This is a genomic window from Aeromicrobium chenweiae, assembly GCF_003065605.1.
GTDB lineage: Bacteria > Actinomycetota > Actinomycetes > Propionibacteriales > Nocardioidaceae > Aeromicrobium > Aeromicrobium chenweiae.
Genome location: NZ_CP026952.1, coordinates 2,981,749 through 3,001,234, shown reverse-complemented (window position 1 = coordinate 3,001,234; position 19,486 = coordinate 2,981,749). Strand labels below are relative to the sequence as shown.

Below are 19,486 nucleotides of genomic sequence, written 5' to 3'. Positions count from 1 at the left end.
TATGACCGCGTTCGACTACGACGTCCTGGTGATCGGCTCCGGCTTCGGGGGCAGCGTCTCGGCCCTCCGACTCACCGAGAAGGGCTACAAGGTGGCCGTGCTCGAGGCCGGCAAGCGCTTCGAGGACGAGGACTTCGCCACGAGCTCGTGGCGACTGCGCAAGTTCCTCTGGCTGCCGCAGCTCGGCTGCTACGGCATCCAGCGCATCGACAAGCTCAAGGACGTCCTGATCCTCTCGGGAGCGGGCGTCGGGGGTGGCTCGCTGGTCTACGCCAACACGCTCTACGAGCCGCTGGACCCGTTCTACGAGGACCCCGCGTGGGGCCACATCACGGACTGGAGGACCGAGCTCGCGCCCTACTACGACCAGGCCAAGCGCATGCTCGGCGTGAGGGTCTACCCGTACGTCTCGCCCGCCGACGAGGTCGTCAAGAAGGTGGCCGAGCGCATGGGCGTGGGCGGCACCTTCCACCACACCCCGGTCGGCGTCTACTTCGGCCAGCCGGGGGAGAAGGTCGCCGATCCGTTCTTCGGCGGTGTCGGTCCGGACCGGAACGCGTGCCTCAACTGCGGCGAGTGCATGACCGGGTGCCGCCACAACGCCAAGAACACGCTGGTCAAGAACTACCTGCACCTCGCCGAGGCCGCCGGGGCCGAGGTGCACCCGTTGACCACCGCGGTCGCGGTGCGTCCCTTGGCCGGCGGGGGGTACGAGATCGAGACGCGGCGGACCAACAAGCGCTTCCGCAAGCACCGGACGATCACCGCGGAGCAGGTCGTCTTCAGCGCCAGCACGATGGGCACGCAGAAGCTGCTGCACGCGATGCGCGACCAGGGGCACCTGCCCGGTGTCTCGGACCGCCTGGGGCTGCTGACGCGAACGAACTCCGAGGCGCTGCTGGGGTCGATCGCCGACGACAAGGACGTCGACTACAGCGAGGGCGTCGCGATCACCTCGTCGTTCCATCCCGACGAGTTCACCCACATCGAGCCGACCCGCTACGGCCGGCGCTCGAACGCGATGTCGCTCCTGCAGACCGTTCTCACGGACGGCAGCACCGACACCCCGCGCTGGCGGGTGTGGCTGCGGGAGATGTGGCGCCAGAAGCGCAACCTGCTCAAGCTGTACGACCTGCGGCACTGGTCCGAGCGCACGGTCATCGCGCTGGTCATGCAGACGCACGACAACTCGATCACGACCTACACCAAGCGGGGCATCACGGGCCGGCGCCGCCTGACGTCGCGGCAGGGCCACGGCGCGCCCAACCCGGCGTTCATCGAGCCCGGGCACCGGGCCGTCCAGATGATGGCCGAGGAGATGGGCGGCACCCCCGGCGGCACGATCGGCGAGCCGTTCAACGTCCCGCTGACCGCCCACTTCATGGGTGGCTGCGCGATCGGTGACTCGCCCGAGACCGGCGTCGTCGACCCGTACCAGCGTCTGTACGGCCACGCGGGCCTGCACGTCGCGGACGGCTCGGCGATCACCGCGAACCTCGGCGTCAACCCGTCCCTGACGATCACGGCCCAGACCGAGCGGGCCATGTCGTACTGGCCCAACAAGGGCGAGGCCGATCAGCGCCCGGCGATGGGCGAGCCCTATCGCGCGATCGAGCCGATCGCCCCGAAGAACCCGGTCGTGCCCGCGGGCGCCCCGGCCGCCCTGCGGCTGCCCATCGTCGGCGTGAGCTGAGAGGGAAACGCAGGCGAAACCTGCCTGAACCACCGACGTCGCGCGGCATGGCTAGCGTCGCGATCAGGCGGCACCAACGTCGTCGGCGGAGGGAGACGACGTGCGCGGCGATCCACGACCAGAGACGCCCGAGTTCGGTCGGCGATCGGCGTTCGAGGGGCTGGCGCGGCGTCAGGTGGGGCGTCGTGACCTGGTGGCCCACTCGGTCGCCGTCCTCACGCCGTCACTCAGCGCGCTCGGCACGGGCCTGGCCCTGCCCTCGATCGTCGGTCCGGGCTTCTGGATCAGCACGGTGCTGGGGTTCGGGCTAGCGGCACTGCTCGCGGTGGTCTTCGACCAGTTCTCGTCCCGCTTCACTGCGGCTGGGTCGCTCTACACGTACGTGGCCAAGGGTCTGGGTGCGACGGTCGCCCTGATCGTCGGCGTCGCCCTCGTCCTGGGGTACGGCATCCTGATCGGGTTCGGGCTCACCGGTGGCGCCCGCCGCTTCGAAGGGGCCTGGACGGCGGTGGGTGGCAGCGCGCCCGACAACCAGGCCGGATGGATCCTGGTGCTCCTGTCCGCGGCAACGTGCCTGCTGGTGATGCGCCGGGGCATCCGGTGGTCGACACGGGCTGCGTTCGGGGCCGAGACCGTCAGCATCCTGCTGCTGTTGACGATCTTCTCGGTGTGGGTCGTGAGGTACGGGATGCCGAGCGCGGAGGCATTCTCCCTCTCCGGCGCATCGGTCGAACACGTCCTCGCCGGTGCGGGCATGATCGCCGCGCTCACGGTCGCGTTCGAGAGCTGCGCATCGCTCGGCCTGGAGACCGAACGACCTCAGGGCGCCGTCCCCGCCGCCATGAGGACGAGCCTGCTGGTCACCGGCGGGCTCTTCCTGACCGCCAACCTGGTGGGCACGTTGGCGCCACCGGACGACGGCCCGCTGTGGAACCGCCGCTGGTTCAACGTCGAGGCCCAGATCTCCTGGCCCGACGCCGTGGCTCTCGTGATCCTTGGGGTGTCCCTGCTGGCTCTCGCGTTGTGCGCCTGGACGGCGTTGTCCCGGTTGTTGTTCTCCTTCGCGCGTGAAGGGATCGTGTGGTCCGCCCTGGGGCGCACCGGTCGCGGCGGTGTCCCGGTCATCGCCATGTGGTGCATCCTGCCGTTGGCTCTCCTGGTCCCGTTCGCCGCATGGGTCGAGGGTGGAAGCGCGACCGCAGTGTCCGGTCACCTCCTGGGGGCCTCCACCACGATCATGTGCGTCGCGTACGCCTGCGCGGCGCTGGCGCTCGTCCCGTTCCTGCGGACGCTGGACGAGGTGCGTGCCCGGGCGGTGGTGGCCTCGGGCCTGGCCTTCCTCGGGGTCAGCGCAGTCGCCGCCCACCGAGTCGTCCGTGAGGCGGGGCAGGGCTCCTGCTGGGCGGCCGGCCTGCTCGGCGGGGTCGTCGTGGCGGGCCTGGCCTGGCGACTGGCGATCAGGTCCAGGATGCCGCAGGGCGCCGTGCGTGTCGGAGCCCACGACGTGGGGCTGGTGCACGAGGTTCTTCTGGCGGGCGGCCCGGAGGGCAAGGAGCTCCGTGCCTGACAGGAGGGACGTCTTCGTGGCGCGCGAGCCCGGAGCCGTCGACAACGCCTTCGCGGTGCTGGAGGCCGTGGCGGACCTGGGACCGGGCGTCACGACGCGGACCCTGCTGGGCGTGCTGCCCATGTCCAGGGCCACCGTCTACCGGATCCTCAAGCATCTGGTCGCGCAGGAGTATCTCGTCAGGACTCCCGATCTGAGTGGTTTCGTCCTGGGTGTCCGTGTCGTGGCGCTCGGACGCCAGGCCGAGCAGGCGACCGTTCCTGCGACCGACTCCGGTCGGCCGCACACGAGCGAGAGCGTCGTCTGAGCAGCGCGATCCTGGCGGCGACGAAGCCGGTGGGGGTGTCTCATTTGGACCTACCCGATGGCAACCCCGGTGGAACTGTGCGGCAACTGCGCGTCGCTGTACTGGGCCCGGCCCGCTGACAGCGGACTCGAATTGCTCCCAGACGAAAGAGAGCGCATGTCACTCCACATCCAACAGACGAGGGCGCCACGCACGTGGGCCCGCTCCGGCGCGTTCATCGCCACCGCGGCCGTCCTGGCCGGTGGCGGCATCCAGGCCATCGCCACGCCGTCCGTCGCCGCGAACGACACCGGGGCGCTGATCCTCTCCGACACCAACCGTGACGGTGTCATCGATGCCAAGGACGCGAACGGGCGTGCCTCCTGGTCCAAGGACCGGGGCGCGTTCTTCCTGGCGAACCTGGACGACGACACGAGCCGCTGCCCGACGATCGGGTCCGGCGGCACGCAGCTCACGGACGTCCAGCTGGCCTCGTGCAACGACGCCGCCGACGGCGTCGTCAACGGGGACACCGACGTCAAGGACCTGGCCCGCATCCGGGTGCAGCCGGTCGACCCGGACGAGGTCAGCGCGGTCCGCGTCGAGCTGCGCGGCGTCGGCGCGGCGAAGGTCAACGTCTTCGTCAAGCGCGGCGAGGGCTCCTCGGCAGGGGACTGGACGCGGCTGGGGGCGAACGGCGCCCTGCCGTCCGACCTGATCGAGGACGGCGTGGAGCTCGGCATCGAGGGCAAGGACATCATCCGCGACGAGTCGTGGGACGGCAGCGTCACGGTTCGCGTCGTTCATCGCAGCGGCTCGAAACAGGTCGCCACCGACGAGGTGCAGCTGCGGGTCGCTCCGCTGCTGTTCGTCACCGACAGCATGCCCATCGAGAAGCTGTACATGGCCGACAACGAGACGTCGGTCTACGAAGACGTCGAGATGCCGGCGCCGACTGCCGGAACCCTGCGCACCAGGCAGAGCGCCGAGGCCATGGCGGCCGACTTCCTCGCCGGGATGGAACGCATGGACGGTGACGTCCAGCTGGAGAAGCTGCCCAGCATGCAGGGCGCCCGGGGCGGCGGCGACGGCACCGACATCTGGACCCAGGACATCATGGAGCCCGGACTCATGTCGATCCCCTCGGGGGACGGCGAGCAGCAGATGCGGGTGTTCGTCCGCGCGCCGGTGCGCGACGGCCGGGACAACGCCGGGAGCAACCCGTTCCGGCAGACAGGTCGGGTCGTCTTCACCGAGCTGCGCGGTCCTGACGTGGCCGGGATCCAGCACTTCGACCCTGCGTACGTGCCGCCGACCATTGCCGGCATGAGCTATGACAGCCGAGGCTCGACCGGCAACTACGGCACCCTCCCGGCGTACGAGCACAACGGCAAGAGCTACCCGCTCGGTCGCAAGGTGTTCGGCGCCGTGCCGGGCACGGAGTTCACCGCCGATCCCGCCTTCAACAAGATGCTCGCACTGCAGGGCTTCCAGGACCCGATCACGGTCGACACCAGCTGGCTCAACGTCGGACACATCGACGAGTTCATGTCGGTGATCCCTGCTGACAACGACCGTGGCTGGGCCCTGGTCGCCGCGGACCCGAAGCTCGCCCTGGACATGCTCGAGGAGCTCGTGGAGGACGGCCGGGGCGACGAGCGGCTCTACACCGCGTACGACCTGGTGCCGCCGGAGGGGACGACCCCTCCGACCACCACCATCGCGGAGGCCGTCAACGACCCCCTGATCGTCAACGGCACCGCTATCGGCCACGCCGGCGTCAACCGCGCGCTGAAGGTCCTGCGCGAGGAGGCCGGACTCACCGAGGCTGACATCATCCGCGTCCCGGTTCTGTACCGCGAGGGTGCGGCGGGTCGTGGCCGGGTCGGTGTCCAGGTGCCCAACGCGTCCAACCTCATCGGCACCGGACATGACGTGGTCCTCATCCCCACGCAGCACGCGCCGGCGGTCGACGGCCAGGATGTGTTCCAGGCCGAGATCGAGGCACGTTTCGCCGAGATCGGGACCGAGGTGCAGTGGGCCGAGGACTACTTCTACACGAACCGCGGCGGCCAGATCCACTGCGTGACGAACGCCCTCCGCGACACGACGTACGGCGACTCCTGGTGGACCGAGGGTGAGAAGAAGTCCGTGGCCCCGGAGGGGCCGAAGGAGTTCCTGACGGTCTCGCAGCCATCGGTCTCCGGCGTGCTCCAGGCCGGTCGGACGCTGACGGTCAGGCGGGGCTCGCTGAGTCCTTCGCCGGACGCGGTCACGTACCAGTGGTACCGCGGATCGACGCTGATCCCGGGAGCGACGTCGAACCGCCTGAAGCTCCAGAGCGGTTGGGGCGGACAGGTCATCCGGGTCGCGATCGCGAGCAGCAAGCGAGGTTATGCGACGGTCACGACGATGACCACCGTCGGCAGCGTCCCGCGCACCTTCACGCAGTCGAAGCGCCCGTCGGTGCGAGGCAGCCACAAGGTGGGCAAGACGTTGACGCTCCGGGCGGGCTCGCTGAGCCCGAAGGCATCGTCGGTCACGTATCGCTGGTACGTCAGCAACAAGGCGATCCCCGGCGCGACGAAGACCCGGCTCAAGCTCAAGAAGCAGTGGGCAGGCAGGACGATCAAGGTCGTCATCACGTCCAAGAAGTCCGGCTTCACGACGAAGGCGACGACGGTCAAGGTCGGCAAGGTCCGCCGCTGACCGAGGCACGGACGGAGGCGAGGCCCGCGACCATCAGGTCGCGGGCCTCGTCGCGGTTCCCGACCGGCCCCGGACGTGCGCAGGGCCCGACCGGGAGGGAGTGTACGGGTCGGGCCCTGTCGTGCCACGAGGAGCAGCACATGATCCGGCGGGAGGGAGTGTGTCGGATCCACCCTGTCCAACGAACGTCCTGCGAGGGGGTTACGACGTTCCTGGAGAAAATTCTCGACCGATAGACTGACAGGCGTGACTCCCGAACATGACCTTGTCCTCGTCGTCGACTTCGGGGCGCAGTACGCCCAGCTCATCGCCCGTCGGGTGAGGGAGGCCCGGGTCTACTCCGAGATCGTCCCGCACACGATGCCCGTCGAGGAGATGCTGGCCCGCAAGCCCGCCGCCATCATCTTGTCCGGCGGGCCGTCGTCGGTGTACGAGGACGGCGCACCGCAGCTCGACGCGTCCCTGTTCGAGGCCACGACCCCCGTCTTCGGCATCTGCTACGGATTCATGGCCATGGCGCAGGCCCTCGGCGGCACCGTCGCGCACACCGGCCAGCGCGAGTACGGCCGCACCGCGGTCAGCGTCCTGGAGCCGGGCAAGCTGCTCTCGGGACTCCCGCCGAGCCTCACGTCCTGGATGTCGCACGGCGACGAGGTGGTCCGCGCGCCCGACGGGTTCCTGGTCAACGCCAAGTCCCCCCGCGCCACCGTCGCGGCGTTCGAGGACAGCGACCGCCGGCTGGCGGGCGTCCAGTGGCACCCCGAGGTCCTGCACAGCGAGCACGGCCAGCGCATCCTCGAGTCGTTCCTCGTCGACATCGCCGGTTGCCGCCAGACCTGGACCAGCAGCAACATCGTCGAGGAGCAGGTCGCGCTCATCCGCGAGCAGGTCGGCGACGCGCGGGTGATCTCCGCACTCTCCGGCGGCGTCGACTCCGCGGTGTCCACCGCACTCGTGCAGCGGGCGATCGGCGACCAGCTGACGGCCGTGTTCGTCGACCACGGGCTGCTCCGCGAGGGAGAGGCCGAGCAGGTCGAGAAGGACTACGTCGAGGCGACGGGCGTGGACCTGAAGGTCGTCGACGCCAAGGACCAGTTCCTCGGCTTCCTCGATGGCGTCTCCGATCCCGAGCAGAAGCGCAAGATCATCGGCCGCGAGTTCATCCGGGTGTTCGAGGCCGCCGAGCGCGAGGTCCTCTCCACCCCCGGCACGCCGGTCAAGTTCCTGGTGCAGGGGACGCTGTACCCCGACGTCGTGGAGTCCGGCGGTGGCGCGGGCACGTCCAACATCAAGAGCCACCACAACGTCGGCGGCCTGCCCGAGGACCTCGAGTTCAGCCTCATCGAGCCGCTGCGGACGCTGTTCAAGGACGAGGTCCGCGACGTCGGCCGCCAGCTCGGGATCCCCGAGGCGATCGTCGGCCGCCACCCGTTCCCCGGCCCGGGACTGGCGATCCGCATCGTGGGCGCGGTCGACTCCGAGCGCCTGCGCATCCTCCGCGCGGCCGACGCGATCGTCCGCGAGGAGACCACCGCCGCCGGCCTGGACGCCGAGATCTGGCAGTTCCCGGTCGTGCTGCTGGCCGACGTCCGCTCGGTCGGCGTGCAGGGCGACGGTCGTACGTACGGCCACCCGATCGTGCTGCGCCCCGTGTCGAGCGAGGACGCCATGACGGCCGACTGGAGCCGGCTGCCGTACGAGGTGCTCGAGCGCATCTCCACCCGCATCACCAACGAGGTCGACGAGGTCAACCGGGTCGTCCTCGACATCACGAGCAAGCCGCCGGGAACCATCGAGTGGGAGTGAGCGCGCGCGGCCGCTGACGTCAGCGGCCGGGCGTGCCGGCGCCCGCGTGCAGGACGCCCAGCAGGGCGAGCGCGTCGGCGTCGCGGGACCCCTGCGGCGCGGTGTAGAGCACGAGGTGCTGGTCGCGCTCGGCGAGGGTGAGGCTGTCGCAGTCGACCGTGACCTCCCCGACGGACGGATGGCGGAACGTCTTGGCGAGCACCGCCGCGGGCCCGACGTCGTGTCCCTCCCACAGCCGTGAGAACTCCGGGCTGCCGTCGCGCAGCTCGTCGACGAGCCCGACGACCGTGGGATCGGACGGGTAGCGCGCGCGGGCCGTCCGCAGCTGCATCACCACGTGGTGCCGGAACTCCGCGGCGTCGGACACGCCGTACAGCGTCGACTCCGGGGGTGCCGGGTCGAGGAACGCCTTCCGCGCGAGGTTGCGGTCGCGGGGAGCGAGCGCACCGAAGTCCTCCATCAGCGCGACGGCGAGGTCGTTCCACGCGAGGACCTCGAACGCCGCCGAGATCACGAACCCGGCCGTCTGCGGCGTGCGCTCGAGCAGCGCGAGGATGCTGGGCCGCACATCGCGCCGGTGCAGTCCGGTGCGCACCGGCGCGGTGCCCGCCAGGACGTGCAGGTGGTCGGACTCGGCGTCGGTGAGCCGGAGCGCACGCGCGATCCCGGCCAGCACCTCACCGGACGGGCGCGGCGCCCGGCCCTGCTCGAGCCGGACGTAGTACTCCGTGGAGATGTGGGCCAGCACCGCGACCTCCTCGCGACGCAGCCCCGGCGTCCGGCGACGCGGACCCGCCGTCAGCCCGGCGACCTGCGGCCGCAGTCGTTCACGTCGGGTGCGCAGAAATGCGCCGAGCTCGCGCTTGTCCATGCGTCCAGTGTGCCGCGGAACCCGCCGCGGACCGTAGTACCGTCTGTGCCTCCCTCCGCCGGCCGTCCCGCAGCACGGTGGAGCCATGACAGCTGAGATCACTTCATCCATCGGCCTGCTCACGGGCAAGGCCATCTTCGTCACCGGCGCGAGTCGGGGCATCGGTGCCGCGGCTGCGCGCCTCTTCGCCACGGAGGGCGCGTCGGTCGTCCTCGGCGCGCGCAGCACCGACGCGCTGGACCAGGTCGTCGCCGACATCCGGGCGGACGGGGGCGTCGCCGACGCGGTCCGCGTGGACCTCGCCGACCCGGCCACCATCCGGGCCGCGATCGATCGCGTCGCCGAGCTGCACGGGCGCCTCGACGGGGCGTTCAACAACGGTGCGGCCATCCAGGCCGGGCCCGGTCCGCTCGACGGCACGGCCGACGAGGACATCGACGAGCAGTACCAGGTCAACTTCCGCTCCCACTGGACCGCGATGACGGCCGAGGCCGCGCTCATGCGTCGCGGCACCGGCGGGGCCATCGTCAACACCTCGAGCATCGGCAGCCGGCGCGCGAACCCGGTCCTGCCCGCGTACGGCGCCATGAAGCGCGCGCTCAACAGCCTCACCGAGACGGCGGCCGTCACCTGGGCCGCGGAGGGCATCCGGGTCAACGGGATCACCCCCGGCGGCACCGCGACGGAGATGATGCAGGCGTGGGAGGAGTCGACTCCCGGGATCATCGAGCAGGTCACGGCCGCCAGCCCGCTCGGCCGGATGGGGCGGCCCGAGGAGGTCGCCGAGGTGGCGGCGTGGCTGCTCAGCGACCGTGCCTCGTACGTGAACGGGGCGATCATCCCGGTCGACGGGGGCGCCGGCGCCTGAGCCACGATGCGGACCTGACGGCGCGGGCTTGTTAGGGTCGTGGGAGTCCACCGGAAGGCACCACCGTGAGTCAGTCCGCCTCATCGCGGCGCAAGCCCCTGCTCGTGGTCGTCGCTGCCGTCGCGATCGCGGCGGTCGTCGCCGTGGGCGTGTGGCGCCTCGGCGGGGACGACGACGTGACCCCGTTGGCGACCGCGCCCAGCGACACCGCCACGGCCACGACGCCGTCGCCGCGGGCCTCCACGACGCCCACGCCGATGAAGAAGACCCCGAAGGCCACGGCGCCCAAGAAGTGCGAGGGCCCGAACACCCAGTTCAACGTCGAGGGCATCCGCCAGGAGAGCCTCCTGCCCGACTGCGGTGTCGCGGCGCCGGTCACCGCGTCGGAGCAGAAGAAGTCCGGCCTCGGCCTCGCGTGCGGCGGCTCGTACCCGGTGATCCTCTACAAGACCACGACGACCGGCGCCAAGACGTCGATCTGCGGCCGGACGAGCTCGGGCGAGGACTTCCGCTTCGTCACCAAGGCCTCAGGCGGACAGATCGTCGACCTCAAGGGCGACTACGACCCGCAGCTCGACGCGTTCGTGGCCCAGAAGGACGGTGTCTCGTACGCCGTCCAGGCCTACGACGGGACCTTGGTCGTGGAAAAGGACGGCCGAACGACCCGGCAGAAGGCGTCGGACTGGATCTCGCTCGACAACGAGTCCGACTACGACTGATCCGTACCCCTTGCGCCCGCCCGCAGCGTGCATACGCTGACAGGGTGCCTCCTGAAAGCGACATCCCCGCCCCCCACGTCTTCGTGCTCTTCGGCGCGACCGGCGACCTGGCCAAGCGCAAGCTGTTCCCCGGCCTGTACCGGCTCGCCGCGGCGTCTCGCCTGCCCCAGGACTACGCGATCATCGGCTCGGGTCGTCACGCCCCCGGGACGGATGACGAGTTCCGGGCCAGGATTCGCGAGTCCCTGGAGGAGTTCGTCACCGACCTCGACGACACGGTCGCCGACGACCTGCTCGGCCGGCTCACCTTCCAGGTGTCCGACGCCGACGACGGCTCGGACCTGGCGAAGGCTGTCGAGTCCGCGCTGAGCGACCTCGGCGAGGACGCCGAGAAGCTCATCTACCTCTCGGTGCCGCCGGCGGCGATGGAGCCGATGATCGGGATGCTCGGCCGGGAGGGGCTGGCCGACGGCGCCCGTCTGGTGATCGAGAAGCCGTTCGGCACCGACCTGGCGACCGCCCGCGAGCTCGACGCGACCGTGAAGGAGGTCGTCTCCGAGGACCAGGTCTTCCGCATCGACCACTTCCTGGGCAAGGAGGCGGTCCAGAACATCCTCGCGCTGCGGTTCGCGAACGGCCTGATCGAGCCGGCGTGGAACCGCGACCACGTGGTCTCGGTGCAGATCGACATCCCCGAGAAGCTGACCGTCGAGGGTCGCGGCAGCTTCTACGAGTCCACCGGCGCGTTCCGCGACATGATCACGACCCACCTGTGCCAGGTGCTGGGCTTCGTCGCGATGGAGCCCCCCGTGCACCTCGACGCGACGTCCCTGCGCAACGAGAAGTCCAAGGTGTTCGCCGCGATGCGCCCGCTCGACCCGGAGCGGGTCGTCTTCGGGCAGTACGAGGGCTATCTCGACGAGGACGACGTCGCCCCCGACTCCCAGGTCGAGACGTTCGTGGCCCTGGAAGCGTTCGTCGACACCGAGCGGTGGCAGGACGTGCCGTTCTACCTGCGCACGGGCAAGGCCCTGGGCAGCACCCGTCGCACGATCACCCTCACGTTCCGGACCCCGCCCATGGGGCGTTTCGGCGACAACGACTACGGCCCGAACGAGCTGGTGCTGGAGCTGGAGGACTCGCCGACCATCAGCGTCTGCCTGTACGCGAAGCGTCCCGGACCCACGTTGGAGCTCACCCTCTCCACGCTGCACCTCGAGGTGGCGGAGGACGATCCCGCGGACGTGCCGCTCGAGGCGTACGAGCGGCTGCTCCTCGACGTCATGAAGGGCGACCAGACGCTGTTCACCCGCTCCGACGAGGTGGACCGGCTCTGGGAGGTGTGCCAGCCCGTGCTGGACTCCCGGCCGCCGACGCAGCCGTACGCGCAGGGGTCGTGGGGCCCCGACGCCGCGCTCAGCCTGCCGGGCAGCCGTGGCTGGCGGCTGCCGGATGCCTGAGGACCCCGAGGGTCAGCTGGCGATCGAGGACCACGGACTGATCGGTGACCTGCGCACCGCGGCGCTGGTCGGCACCGACGGGACGATCGACTGGTTCTGCGCCCCGCGCTTCGACTCGCCGAGCATCTTCGGGGCGATCCTCGACCCCGAGGAGGGCGGCTCCTGGCAGATCGAGCCGCGCGACGGCACGGTGCGCACCCAGCAGTTCTACTTCCCGGACTCGGCGATGCTCGCGACCCGGTTCCTGACCAAGGACGGGGTCGTCGAGGTCCACGACTTCATGCCGGTGCTGCAGGCTCGCGACCCCGACCACCGCCAGCGGCTCGTGCGACGGGTCGTGGCCGTGCGGGGGACGACGCACATCCGGATGCGGCTCGACGCCCGGCCCGACTACGGCCGGGCCAGCTGCGAGGCCGAGACGGTCGAGCACGGGGTCCTGCTGACCGGGGACGGCATGCGGATGGGTGTGAGCGCGTCCTGCGACCTCGACATCGAGGACGGGATCGTGTCGGCGAACCTGGAGCTCAGCACCGGTGACGTCGCGCTGTTCGTGCTGGAGGTGCTCGACGCCGACGAGGAGCTGCGCGAGGCGGACGTGGAGGACACCTCGGCGCTGTTCGAGGCCACGGCCGCGTTCTGGCGGGGATGGCTGTCGCAGTCGTCGTACACCGGTCGGTGGCGCGAGATGGTCAATCGCTCGGCGATCACCCTCAAGCTGCTCACGCACGAGCCGAGCGGAGCGGTCATCGCCGCGCCGACGACCAGCCTGCCCGAGGCGATCGGCGGCGACCGCAACTGGGACTACCGCTTCGTGTGGATGCGCGACGCGGGCTTCACGCTGTACGCGCTGCTGCGGCTCGGCTTCACCGACGAGGCGTCGGCGTTCATCCGGTGGCTCTCCGAGCGCCTGGGCAGCGAGTCCGAGCAGTCCGACGACCTGGGCCCGTTGCGCGTCCTGTACGACATCGACGGCAACGTCCCCCGCGAGGAGACCCGGCTCGACCACCTCTCGGGCCACCGAGGCTCGCAACCGGTCCGCGTCGGCAACGCGGCTGTCGACCAGCTCCAGCTCGACATCTACGGCGAGCTGATCGACTCGGTCTACCTGTTCAACAAGTACGGGGCCGGCATCAGCAGCGACGCGTGGAACGACGTCACGCGGGTCGTGAACTGGGTGTGCGAGAACTGGGACCGTGACGACGCGGGGATGTGGGAGGTCCGCGGCTCGCTGCGGGCGCACACGACGTCCCGGCTGATGTGCTGGGTCGCGATCGAGCGCACGATCCGCATCGCCCGCCAACGTGGTCTTCCCGGCGACATCCCGGCCTGGGCCGCGGTCCGCGACGAGATCTACGAGCGCATCATGAGCGAGTCGTGGAACGGGGACCTGAAGGCGTTCACGCAGGTCGAGGGCGGCGACGCGCTCGACGCGGGCGTGCTCCTCATGCCGATGGTCAAGTTCCTGTCGCCCGCGGACCCGCGGTTCCTCTCCACGCTGGAGGCGATCGAGGAGCGGCTCGTGGTCGACAGCCTGGTCTTCCGCTACGACCCCGACGAGGCCCCGGACGGACTCGACGGTGAGGAGGGGACGTTCTCGCTGTGCTCGTTCTGGTACGTCGAGGCGCTCACCCGCGCCGGTCGCCTCGACGACGCCCAGCTCGCGCTGGAGAAGATGTTCACGTATGCCAACCACGTCGGCCTGTACGCCGAGGAGGTCGGCGCGACGGGGGACCAGCTCGGCAACTTCCCGCAGGGATTCACCCATCTCGCGCTGATCAGCGCGGCCATCAACCTCGACCGCGCGCTCGACCGATGAGCCCGTCGTCGGCGTGTCGCCTGCCATCCCGCGCAGGACAACGTGTCGCACTGTTCACAGGGATACCCACAGATGTGGGTATGGCCACATCGGGTCAGGTGTGCTAGTCCGTCGTGACCGTGGTCACACGGGTTGTCACTGCTCGTAGACGTCGGGGATCCCGTCCCCGTCGGCGTCGAGCGTCTCCTGCTCGTGGATGCGCCGGTAGTGCCGGTTGCGGGCCCGGAGCACGACGGCGGCCGCCGCCGCCGCGATCAACGAGCCGAGCAGCACGCCGACCTTGACGTGCTCGTCGGCGGCGCTGCCCGGTCCGTACGCGAGCTCGCCGATCAGCAGCGACACCGTGAACCCGATGCCGGCCAGCATGGACAGCCCGGTCACGTCGATCCAGGTGAGGTCGCTGTCCAGGTCGGCCCGGGTGAAGCGGGAGGCGAGCCAGGTCGCGCCCAGCACGCCGATGGTCTTGCCGGCGACGAGGCCGACGACGACGCCGATCGTGATCGGGTCGCGCAGGGCCGACCGCAGCCCCTCCAGGCCGCCGATCGCCACCCCGGCGGAGAAGAACGCGAAGACCGGCACCGCGACGGCAGCCGACAACGGGCGGAAGACGTGCTCGAAGTGCTCGGCGAGCCCGGGGCCCTCGTTCCCGTCCCTGCGCAGGACCGGGACGGCGAAGCCCATCAGGACGCCGGCGACGGTCGCGTGGATGCCGGAGGCGTGGACGAGCGTCCAGATGACGACGGCGAGCGGCAGCAGGAGCCACCAGACGCGTACGCGGCGCTGCACGAGCACCGTGAAGGCGGCGAGGGGGAGCAGCGCGACGAGGAACCAGAGGATCTCGAGGTCGCTGGTGTAGAAGACCGCGATGATGACGATGGCCAGCAGGTCGTCCACGATCGCCAGGGTCAGCAGGAACGTGCGCAGGCCCGTCGGCAGGTGCGTGCTGATCACGGCCAGGACCGCGAGCGCGAACGCGATGTCCGTCGCGGTCGGCACCGCCCAGCCGCGCAGCGACCCGCCGAGGTTGATCACGGTGAACAGGACCGCCGGCACCACCATGCCGCCGACCGCTGCGACGATGGGGATCGCGGCGCGCCGGGGATCGCGGAGGTCGCCGGCGACGAACTCGCGCTTGAGCTCGAGGCCGGCCACGAAGAAGAAGATCGCGAGCAGGCCGTCCGCCGCCCACGTCCCCAGGCTCAGGTCGAGGTGCAGGGCCGAGGGGCCGACCACGGTGTCGCGCAGGTCGCCGTACCAGTCACCGGTGTTCGCCGCCACGAGAGCGGCCACGGCCGCGACGATCAGGAGGGCCCCGCCGATGGTCTCCTGGCGCAGGATCTCGGTGATCCGGGAGGCCTCGGGCCAGGATCCGGGGCGGTGGAACAGGCGGTGGCGCTGGCTGGTCATGGGGCTCCTGGGGTCGGTGGAATCATGCCGACCAGACTTCCCGGCGCACCGGGGTCCAGTCTACGTGCCGCCGCGTGACGGTCGTCCCCGGCGGGTGCCCGGGCGCACCGGTAGCCTGCCGACATGCCCGACGTCGCGATCGCCGCCCCCAACGAGGCCGCGGCGGATGCCGGCCAGCGGATCGCCCTGGCCGGCGGCAACGCGGTCGACGCGGCCCTGGCCGCCTCTCTCGTCACGATGGTCAACGAGGTCGGCCTCGTGTCCCTCAGCTCCGGGGGCTTCATCACGGTGCAGCCGCCTGACGGGAGCCCGCCGCAGACGGTCGACGGCTGGATGGACATGCCCGGCCGGGGACAGGCTCTCGGCGGCGGCACGTGGGACGTCGACACGGAGTACGGCGGCGGCGTCACGATCACGATCGGTGCCGGCTCGGTCGCCACGCACGGCTCGATCGCGGCGTTCGAGGAGGCACACCGGCGCTGGGGCAGCATCCCGTGGCGGGAGCTGGTCACCCCGGCGATCGAGGTCGCCCGGACCGGCTTCCGGATGAGCGCGGCGTCCCGGTACTACCTCGAGCACGTCCACGAGGCGATCTTCGGGTGGGACGAGGAGAGCCGTGCGGCGGTGCACGACGCCGACGGCGCGATCGACTCCGGCCAGCTCGTGCTGCCCGACCTCGCGGCGTCGCTGGAGCTGATCGCGGCCGACGGGGCCGCCGCGCTCCACACGGGTGAGCTCGCACGCCTGATCAGTGCGGACGTCATCCGGCGCGGGGGGATCCTGGGCCCCGAGGACCTCGCTGACTATCGCCCCGTGGTGCGGCCCTCGCTGGTGGCGCGGGCGGGGGACTGGACGTTCGGCACCAACCCGCCCCCGTCGGTCGGCGGCGTGTGCGTCGCGGCCATGCTGCGGCTGCTCGACGGGCGCCCGCGTGGGCCCTGGGAGCCCGAGGACGTGCAGCACGTCATCGACGTGCAGCGCGCGGTGCTGGGTCACCGGCTGTCCGTCCTGGACCACGCCGACGACCTCGAGCGGGACGCGGCGGCCTTCCTCGACCTCGTGGACCGCGACGACGTCGGCGCCCTGGAGTCGGGCTCGACCGCCCACGTGTCCGCGACGGACAGCGACGGCGGGGCCTGCGCCGTCACGGTCTCGTCCGGGTACGGCTCGGGCATGATCGCGCGGGGGACGGGCATCTGGCTCAACAACTGCCTCGGCGAGCAGGAGCTCAACCCGCGCGGACTGCACGGCCTCGCCCCCGGCACCCGGCTGCTGTCGAACATGGCACCGACCGTCGGCCAGCACGTCGACGGCTCCGCGATCGCGATCGGCTCGCCGGGCGCCGATCGCATCACGACCGCGATCGTGCAGGTGCTCGCGGGGTTCGTCAACGGGGGCCTGGGCCTCCAGGACGCGGTCGACCACCGCCGGGTCCACGTGCACCGGGCCGGCCGGCCCGACGAGGTCGTCCGGACCGAGACCGACCTGACGATGTACTACGGCGGGGTCGGTGCCACGCTGCGCCGCCACGACGGACGTCTGGTGGCCGCCGCCGACCCGCGCCGCGACGGCGCCGTACGCCTGGTGCACGGCCCGACGCCCGCCACGACGGCGTGATGACCGCCGCGCGCCAGGCACCCGTGGTCATCGGCCACCGCGGCGTGCCCGGCGAGCGCCTCGAGCACACCCGACCGTCCTACCTGCTCGCGATCGAGCAGGGCTGCGACTACATCGAGCCGGACGTGGTCGTGACCAAGGACGGCGTGCTGGTCGTGCGGCACGAGAACGAGATCGGCGGCACCACCGACGTCGCGGAGCGGCCCGAGTTCGCCGACCGCAAGACCCTGAAGGTCCTGGACGGTGTCCCGCACACCGGCTGGTTCACCGAGGACTTCACGCTCGAGGAGATCAGGACGCTGCGGGCCCGCGAGCGCCTGCCGAAGCTGCGGCCGCAGAACATCCCCCTGGCCCACACCGAGCCGGTCCTGACGTTCGACGAGGTCGTCGACATCGCCGAGCAGGCGAGCGTCGGCCGGGACGAGCCGGTCGGGGTCTACGTGGAGACCAAGCACCCGACGTACTTCGCCGGCATCGGCCTGGACCTCAACGACCTCCTGGTCGCGAACCTGGAGCGCCGCGGTCTCGACCACGAGGACTCCGGCGTCGTGATCCAGTCGAAGGAGACCGGCAACCTGCGTGCGCTGCGCGACCGGACGCCGGTGCCGCTGGTCCAGCTCCTCGACCGGCAGGGCGCGCCGTACGACCTGGTGGCCGCGGGGGACCCGCGCACGTACGCCGCGCTGTCGACGCCCGAGGAGCTGACCGGCATCGCCGCGTACGCCGACGGGATCGGTCCCAACAAGAGCCAGGTGATCGGCCGTGACCGGTCGCAGCGACTGACCGGCGAGACCGGGCTCGTCCGGGACGCCCACGACCTCGGCCTGTTCGTGCACGTCTGGACGATGCGCAGCGAGAACAACTTCCTGCCCCTCGACCTGAGGGTCGGCCGGGACAAGGCCGCCCACGGCGATGCCGTGGCCGAGTACCTCGCGTTCTACGACGCTGGCGTCGACGGGGTGTTCACGGACTTCACGCAGACGGCGGTGCAGGCCCGTCGTGCGTGGGCGGCACGTCGGTAGCCCGGCCCCAGAGGGTGTCGGTGCGCTTGGGGATGAGCACCCAGGCCACGAGGTAGCCGATGAGCAGCGACCCGGCGCCGAGGAGCGTGCAGACGACGAGCACGAGCCGCACGACGGTGACGTCGACACCTGTGTAGTCGGCCACGCCCGAGCAGATGCCGGCGACCCAACGGTCCTCAGTGTTGCGGGTCAGCTTCTTCATCGTGGTCTCCTTCGGGGACGGGGTGAGGGGTGGGCTGCGACGGGCGGGTGGGGCGGAGGGTTGCGGCGATGCCGATGACGCCGAGCAGGATCAGGACGCCGGACGCGGTCAGGCTCAGCTCGCGGGTGCTCAGGAGATCGCGCTCCCACACGGCCCAGTTGCCCACGATGGCCAGGAAGAACAGCCCGAAGGCGAGACCCTCCCAGCGGAACGGATGACGGTTCATCGGCTGATCACCTCGATGTGGCCGAGCTTCTGGTCGATGTCGATCGTCAAGGAGGTGGCCGCGGGCTCCGCGGTCCGGGTCTCGAGCGACACCTCGGTGCCGTTGTCCTCACGGCCGAAGAGGGAGATCTCGCCGGCCCGCAGGTCGGCGTCGACGCGGACCGCGAGGCCGTCAGGGACGATGACCCGGGTCTGCCCGATCCCGGCGTCGAGCGTGATCGTGCGTCCCAGCAGCTCCTCGGGATCGGTGACCCGCGTCAGGTCGACCTCGAGCAGCCCGACACCGTGCCGGTAGTGCGCGTCGACCGCGGACGCCACGGACGGCGTGGTCTGCTGGGCGCCGAGGCGTCCGTTCGGGAGCAGCGAGCCGACCGCCAGGCCGATCGCCAGGAGGGAGCCGACCGCGATGAGGCCACCGCCGTTGCCGAAGAACGTGCTGACCAGGAGCCCGACCGCGACGACCGCCAGCGCGACCGCGACGTAGGTCGTCCAGGGGACGTCGTGCTGCGTCACGTCGTAGATGACGGTGGCCGCGACCGCGATCGCGGCGACCGACAGGGTCAGCCCGAGCAGTGCGTGGGACCTGGTCTCCCGGGGCGTGGGGGCGGCGGTCCCCGCGGGAACGTCGTACCGGCGCGTGCCGGCGGGGTCCGTCCCGGCGGCGGGGGACTGGACGTAGGCGGACTCCTGGCGGGCCTGCTCGTCCCGACGGCGCCGCGGGCGGATCCACACCACGTACACCACCAGGGCGAGGGGGAGCAGCCACCACGGCGAGCCGCCCCACCAGGCCCAGCTGCTGTCGCCGACGAGGGAGAGGGACGCCACCACGACCGCACCGACCAGCCCCGCGACGCGGACCTGCTCCTCGTTCCTGTCGAGCTTGAACCACTCGGCGGCGATGCTCCGGTCGGCGTCCTCGGACGGCAGCAGGAACCACGCGGCGACGTACAGGATGACGCCCGCGAAACCGGCGACGGTGAGGACCGCGATGACGACGCGGACGATGACCGGGTCGATGTTGAGGTACTTGGCCGCGCCGGCGCACACGCCGGCGACGACGCGGTCGTCCCGCGAGCGCTTCATGTCGGTGATGGTGCGCATCCGGCGGGGCTCGAAGCCCTCGTCCGGGCCGCGCGGCGGAGGCCCCGACGCGGTGGGCTGCTGGGGGTCGGTCATGTCTCCATCGTGTCCGACCCGGGCCGCCCGGGACATCGGGTA

At 71.0% G+C, this 19,486-nt stretch carries 16 protein-coding genes; 11 read left to right on the top strand and 5 right to left on the bottom strand.

Features of this window, described 5'->3' with window-relative positions:
- Nucleotide 1 precedes the first annotated feature (1 nt).
- The 5 genes from C3E78_RS14490 (at nucleotide 2) to guaA (ending at nucleotide 8,061) form a co-directional block, all read left to right on the top strand.
- Entirely contained in the window at nucleotides 2–1,693 is a 1,692-nt protein-coding gene (locus C3E78_RS14490) for a GMC oxidoreductase (RefSeq protein ID WP_108579583.1), read from the top strand.
- Nucleotides 1,694–1,793: 100 nt separating this feature from the next.
- A complete protein-coding gene (locus tag C3E78_RS14485) occupies nucleotides 1,794–3,260 on the top strand; it encodes an APC family permease (RefSeq protein WP_108579581.1) in 1,467 nt (488 codons plus the stop codon).
- The gene (locus tag C3E78_RS14480) at nucleotides 3,253–3,567 is read left to right on the top strand and encodes a helix-turn-helix domain-containing protein (RefSeq protein ID WP_199906835.1); all 315 of its coding nucleotides are present in this window, start codon (nucleotides 3,253–3,255) and stop codon (nucleotides 3,565–3,567) included. Before C3E78_RS14485 ends, C3E78_RS14480 begins: the two co-directional genes overlap by 8 nt.
- 156 nt (nucleotides 3,568–3,723) lie before the next feature.
- The gene (locus C3E78_RS14475; protein WP_159085907.1) at nucleotides 3,724–6,255 is read left to right on the top strand and encodes a protein-arginine deiminase family protein; all 2,532 of its coding nucleotides are present in this window, start codon (nucleotides 3,724–3,726) and stop codon (nucleotides 6,253–6,255) included.
- Nucleotides 6,256–6,501: 246 nt separating this feature from the next.
- Nucleotides 6,502–8,061, top strand: a complete 1,560-nt coding sequence (gene guaA, locus C3E78_RS14470) for a glutamine-hydrolyzing GMP synthase (RefSeq protein ID WP_108579575.1) — start codon at nucleotides 6,502–6,504, stop codon at nucleotides 8,059–8,061.
- A 19-nt stretch (nucleotides 8,062–8,080) separates the two neighbouring features.
- Here guaA and C3E78_RS14465 read toward each other — a convergent pair whose 3' ends face one another.
- Entirely contained in the window at nucleotides 8,081–8,932 is an 852-nt protein-coding gene (locus C3E78_RS14465) for a helix-turn-helix transcriptional regulator (protein WP_108579573.1), read from the bottom strand.
- Nucleotides 8,933–9,017: 85 nt separating this feature from the next.
- Here C3E78_RS14465 and C3E78_RS14460 point away from each other — a divergent pair, with 85 nt between their 5' ends.
- The 4 genes from C3E78_RS14460 to C3E78_RS14440 all read left to right on the top strand — a co-directional run bounded on the left by C3E78_RS14460 (nucleotide 9,018) and on the right by C3E78_RS14440 (nucleotide 13,795).
- Nucleotides 9,018–9,800, top strand: a complete 783-nt coding sequence (locus tag C3E78_RS14460) for an SDR family NAD(P)-dependent oxidoreductase (RefSeq protein ID WP_108579571.1) — start codon at nucleotides 9,018–9,020, stop codon at nucleotides 9,798–9,800.
- Between the two features lie 65 nt (nucleotides 9,801–9,865).
- Nucleotides 9,866–10,519 carry a hypothetical protein gene (locus C3E78_RS14450; RefSeq protein ID WP_135804822.1) on the top strand — a complete coding sequence of 218 codons (654 nt, stop codon included), beginning with the start codon at nucleotides 9,866–9,868 and terminating at the stop codon, nucleotides 10,517–10,519.
- 44 nt (nucleotides 10,520–10,563) lie between these two features.
- Nucleotides 10,564–11,979, top strand: coding sequence for a glucose-6-phosphate dehydrogenase (gene zwf / locus C3E78_RS14445; protein WP_235833639.1), 1,416 nt, complete (start codon nucleotides 10,564–10,566; stop codon nucleotides 11,977–11,979).
- Complete coding sequence (locus tag C3E78_RS14440; protein ID WP_108580909.1) at nucleotides 11,972–13,795, top strand: glycoside hydrolase family 15 protein; 1,824 nt, start codon at nucleotides 11,972–11,974, stop codon at nucleotides 13,793–13,795. The genes zwf and C3E78_RS14440 overlap by 8 nt, the downstream gene beginning before the upstream one ends.
- A 135-nt stretch (nucleotides 13,796–13,930) precedes the next feature.
- Here the strand turns inward: C3E78_RS14440 and nhaA are convergent, their stop codons facing one another.
- Nucleotides 13,931–15,202 carry a Na+/H+ antiporter NhaA gene (nhaA, locus tag C3E78_RS14435; protein WP_108579563.1) on the bottom strand — a complete coding sequence of 424 codons (1,272 nt, stop codon included), beginning with the start codon at nucleotides 15,200–15,202 and terminating at the stop codon, nucleotides 13,931–13,933.
- 123 nt (nucleotides 15,203–15,325) lie between these two features.
- Here nhaA and C3E78_RS14430 point away from each other — a divergent pair, with 123 nt between their 5' ends.
- Both C3E78_RS14430 and C3E78_RS14425 read left to right on the top strand, forming a co-directional pair.
- Complete coding sequence (locus tag C3E78_RS14430) at nucleotides 15,326–16,819, top strand: gamma-glutamyltransferase (protein ID WP_108579561.1); 1,494 nt, start codon at nucleotides 15,326–15,328, stop codon at nucleotides 16,817–16,819.
- Nucleotides 16,819–17,841: a glycerophosphodiester phosphodiesterase gene (locus tag C3E78_RS14425; protein ID WP_108579559.1), complete on the top strand. Its 1,023-nt coding sequence runs from the start codon at nucleotides 16,819–16,821 to the stop codon at nucleotides 17,839–17,841. The genes C3E78_RS14430 and C3E78_RS14425 overlap by 1 nt, the downstream gene beginning before the upstream one ends.
- Here the strand turns inward: C3E78_RS14425 and C3E78_RS14420 are convergent.
- The 3 genes from C3E78_RS14420 to C3E78_RS14410 are packed head-to-tail and all read right to left on the bottom strand — an operon-like array spanning nucleotide 17,792 to nucleotide 19,444.
- Complete coding sequence (locus tag C3E78_RS14420; RefSeq protein ID WP_108579557.1) at nucleotides 17,792–18,043, bottom strand: PspC domain-containing protein; 252 nt, start codon at nucleotides 18,041–18,043, stop codon at nucleotides 17,792–17,794. The two genes, C3E78_RS14425 and C3E78_RS14420, sit on opposite strands and share 50 nt — an antisense overlap.
- Nucleotides 18,018–18,269, bottom strand: coding sequence for a hypothetical protein (locus C3E78_RS14415; RefSeq protein ID WP_108579555.1), 252 nt, complete (start codon nucleotides 18,267–18,269; stop codon nucleotides 18,018–18,020). Before C3E78_RS14415 ends, C3E78_RS14420 begins: the two co-directional genes overlap by 26 nt.
- Nucleotides 18,266–19,444 carry a PspC domain-containing protein gene (locus C3E78_RS14410; protein ID WP_159085906.1) on the bottom strand — a complete coding sequence of 393 codons (1,179 nt, stop codon included), beginning with the start codon at nucleotides 19,442–19,444 and terminating at the stop codon, nucleotides 18,266–18,268. The genes C3E78_RS14415 and C3E78_RS14410 overlap by 4 nt, the downstream gene beginning before the upstream one ends.
- Nucleotides 19,445–19,486 lie beyond the last annotated feature (42 nt).

What these genes read in the sequence shown, in the direction of transcription:
- C3E78_RS14490 (WP_108579583.1), top strand. Translation starts at nt 2, where the DNA reads ATGACCGCGTTCGACTACGACGTCCTGGTGATCGGCTCCGGCTTCGGG.
- C3E78_RS14475 (WP_159085907.1), top strand. Translation starts at nt 3,724, where the DNA reads ATGTCACTCCACATCCAACAGACGAGGGCGCCACGCACGTGGGCCCGC.
- C3E78_RS14465 (WP_108579573.1), bottom strand. Translation starts at nt 8,932, where the DNA reads ATGGACAAGCGCGAGCTCGGCGCATTTCTGCGCACCCGACGTGAACGA.
- C3E78_RS14460 (WP_108579571.1), top strand. Translation starts at nt 9,018, where the DNA reads ATGACAGCTGAGATCACTTCATCCATCGGCCTGCTCACGGGCAAGGCC.
- C3E78_RS14440 (WP_108580909.1), top strand. Translation starts at nt 11,972, where the DNA reads ATGCCTGAGGACCCCGAGGGTCAGCTGGCGATCGAGGACCACGGACTG.
- nhaA (WP_108579563.1), bottom strand. Translation starts at nt 15,202, where the DNA reads ATGACCAGCCAGCGCCACCGCCTGTTCCACCGCCCCGGATCCTGGCCC.
- C3E78_RS14430 (WP_108579561.1), top strand. Translation starts at nt 15,326, where the DNA reads ATGCCCGACGTCGCGATCGCCGCCCCCAACGAGGCCGCGGCGGATGCC.
- C3E78_RS14425 (WP_108579559.1), top strand. Translation starts at nt 16,819, where the DNA reads ATGACCGCCGCGCGCCAGGCACCCGTGGTCATCGGCCACCGCGGCGTG.
- C3E78_RS14420 (WP_108579557.1), bottom strand. Translation starts at nt 18,043, where the DNA reads ATGAAGAAGCTGACCCGCAACACTGAGGACCGTTGGGTCGCCGGCATC.
- C3E78_RS14415 (WP_108579555.1), bottom strand. Translation starts at nt 18,269, where the DNA reads ATGAACCGTCATCCGTTCCGCTGGGAGGGTCTCGCCTTCGGGCTGTTC.
- C3E78_RS14410 (WP_159085906.1), bottom strand. Translation starts at nt 19,444, where the DNA reads ATGACCGACCCCCAGCAGCCCACCGCGTCGGGGCCTCCGCCGCGCGGC.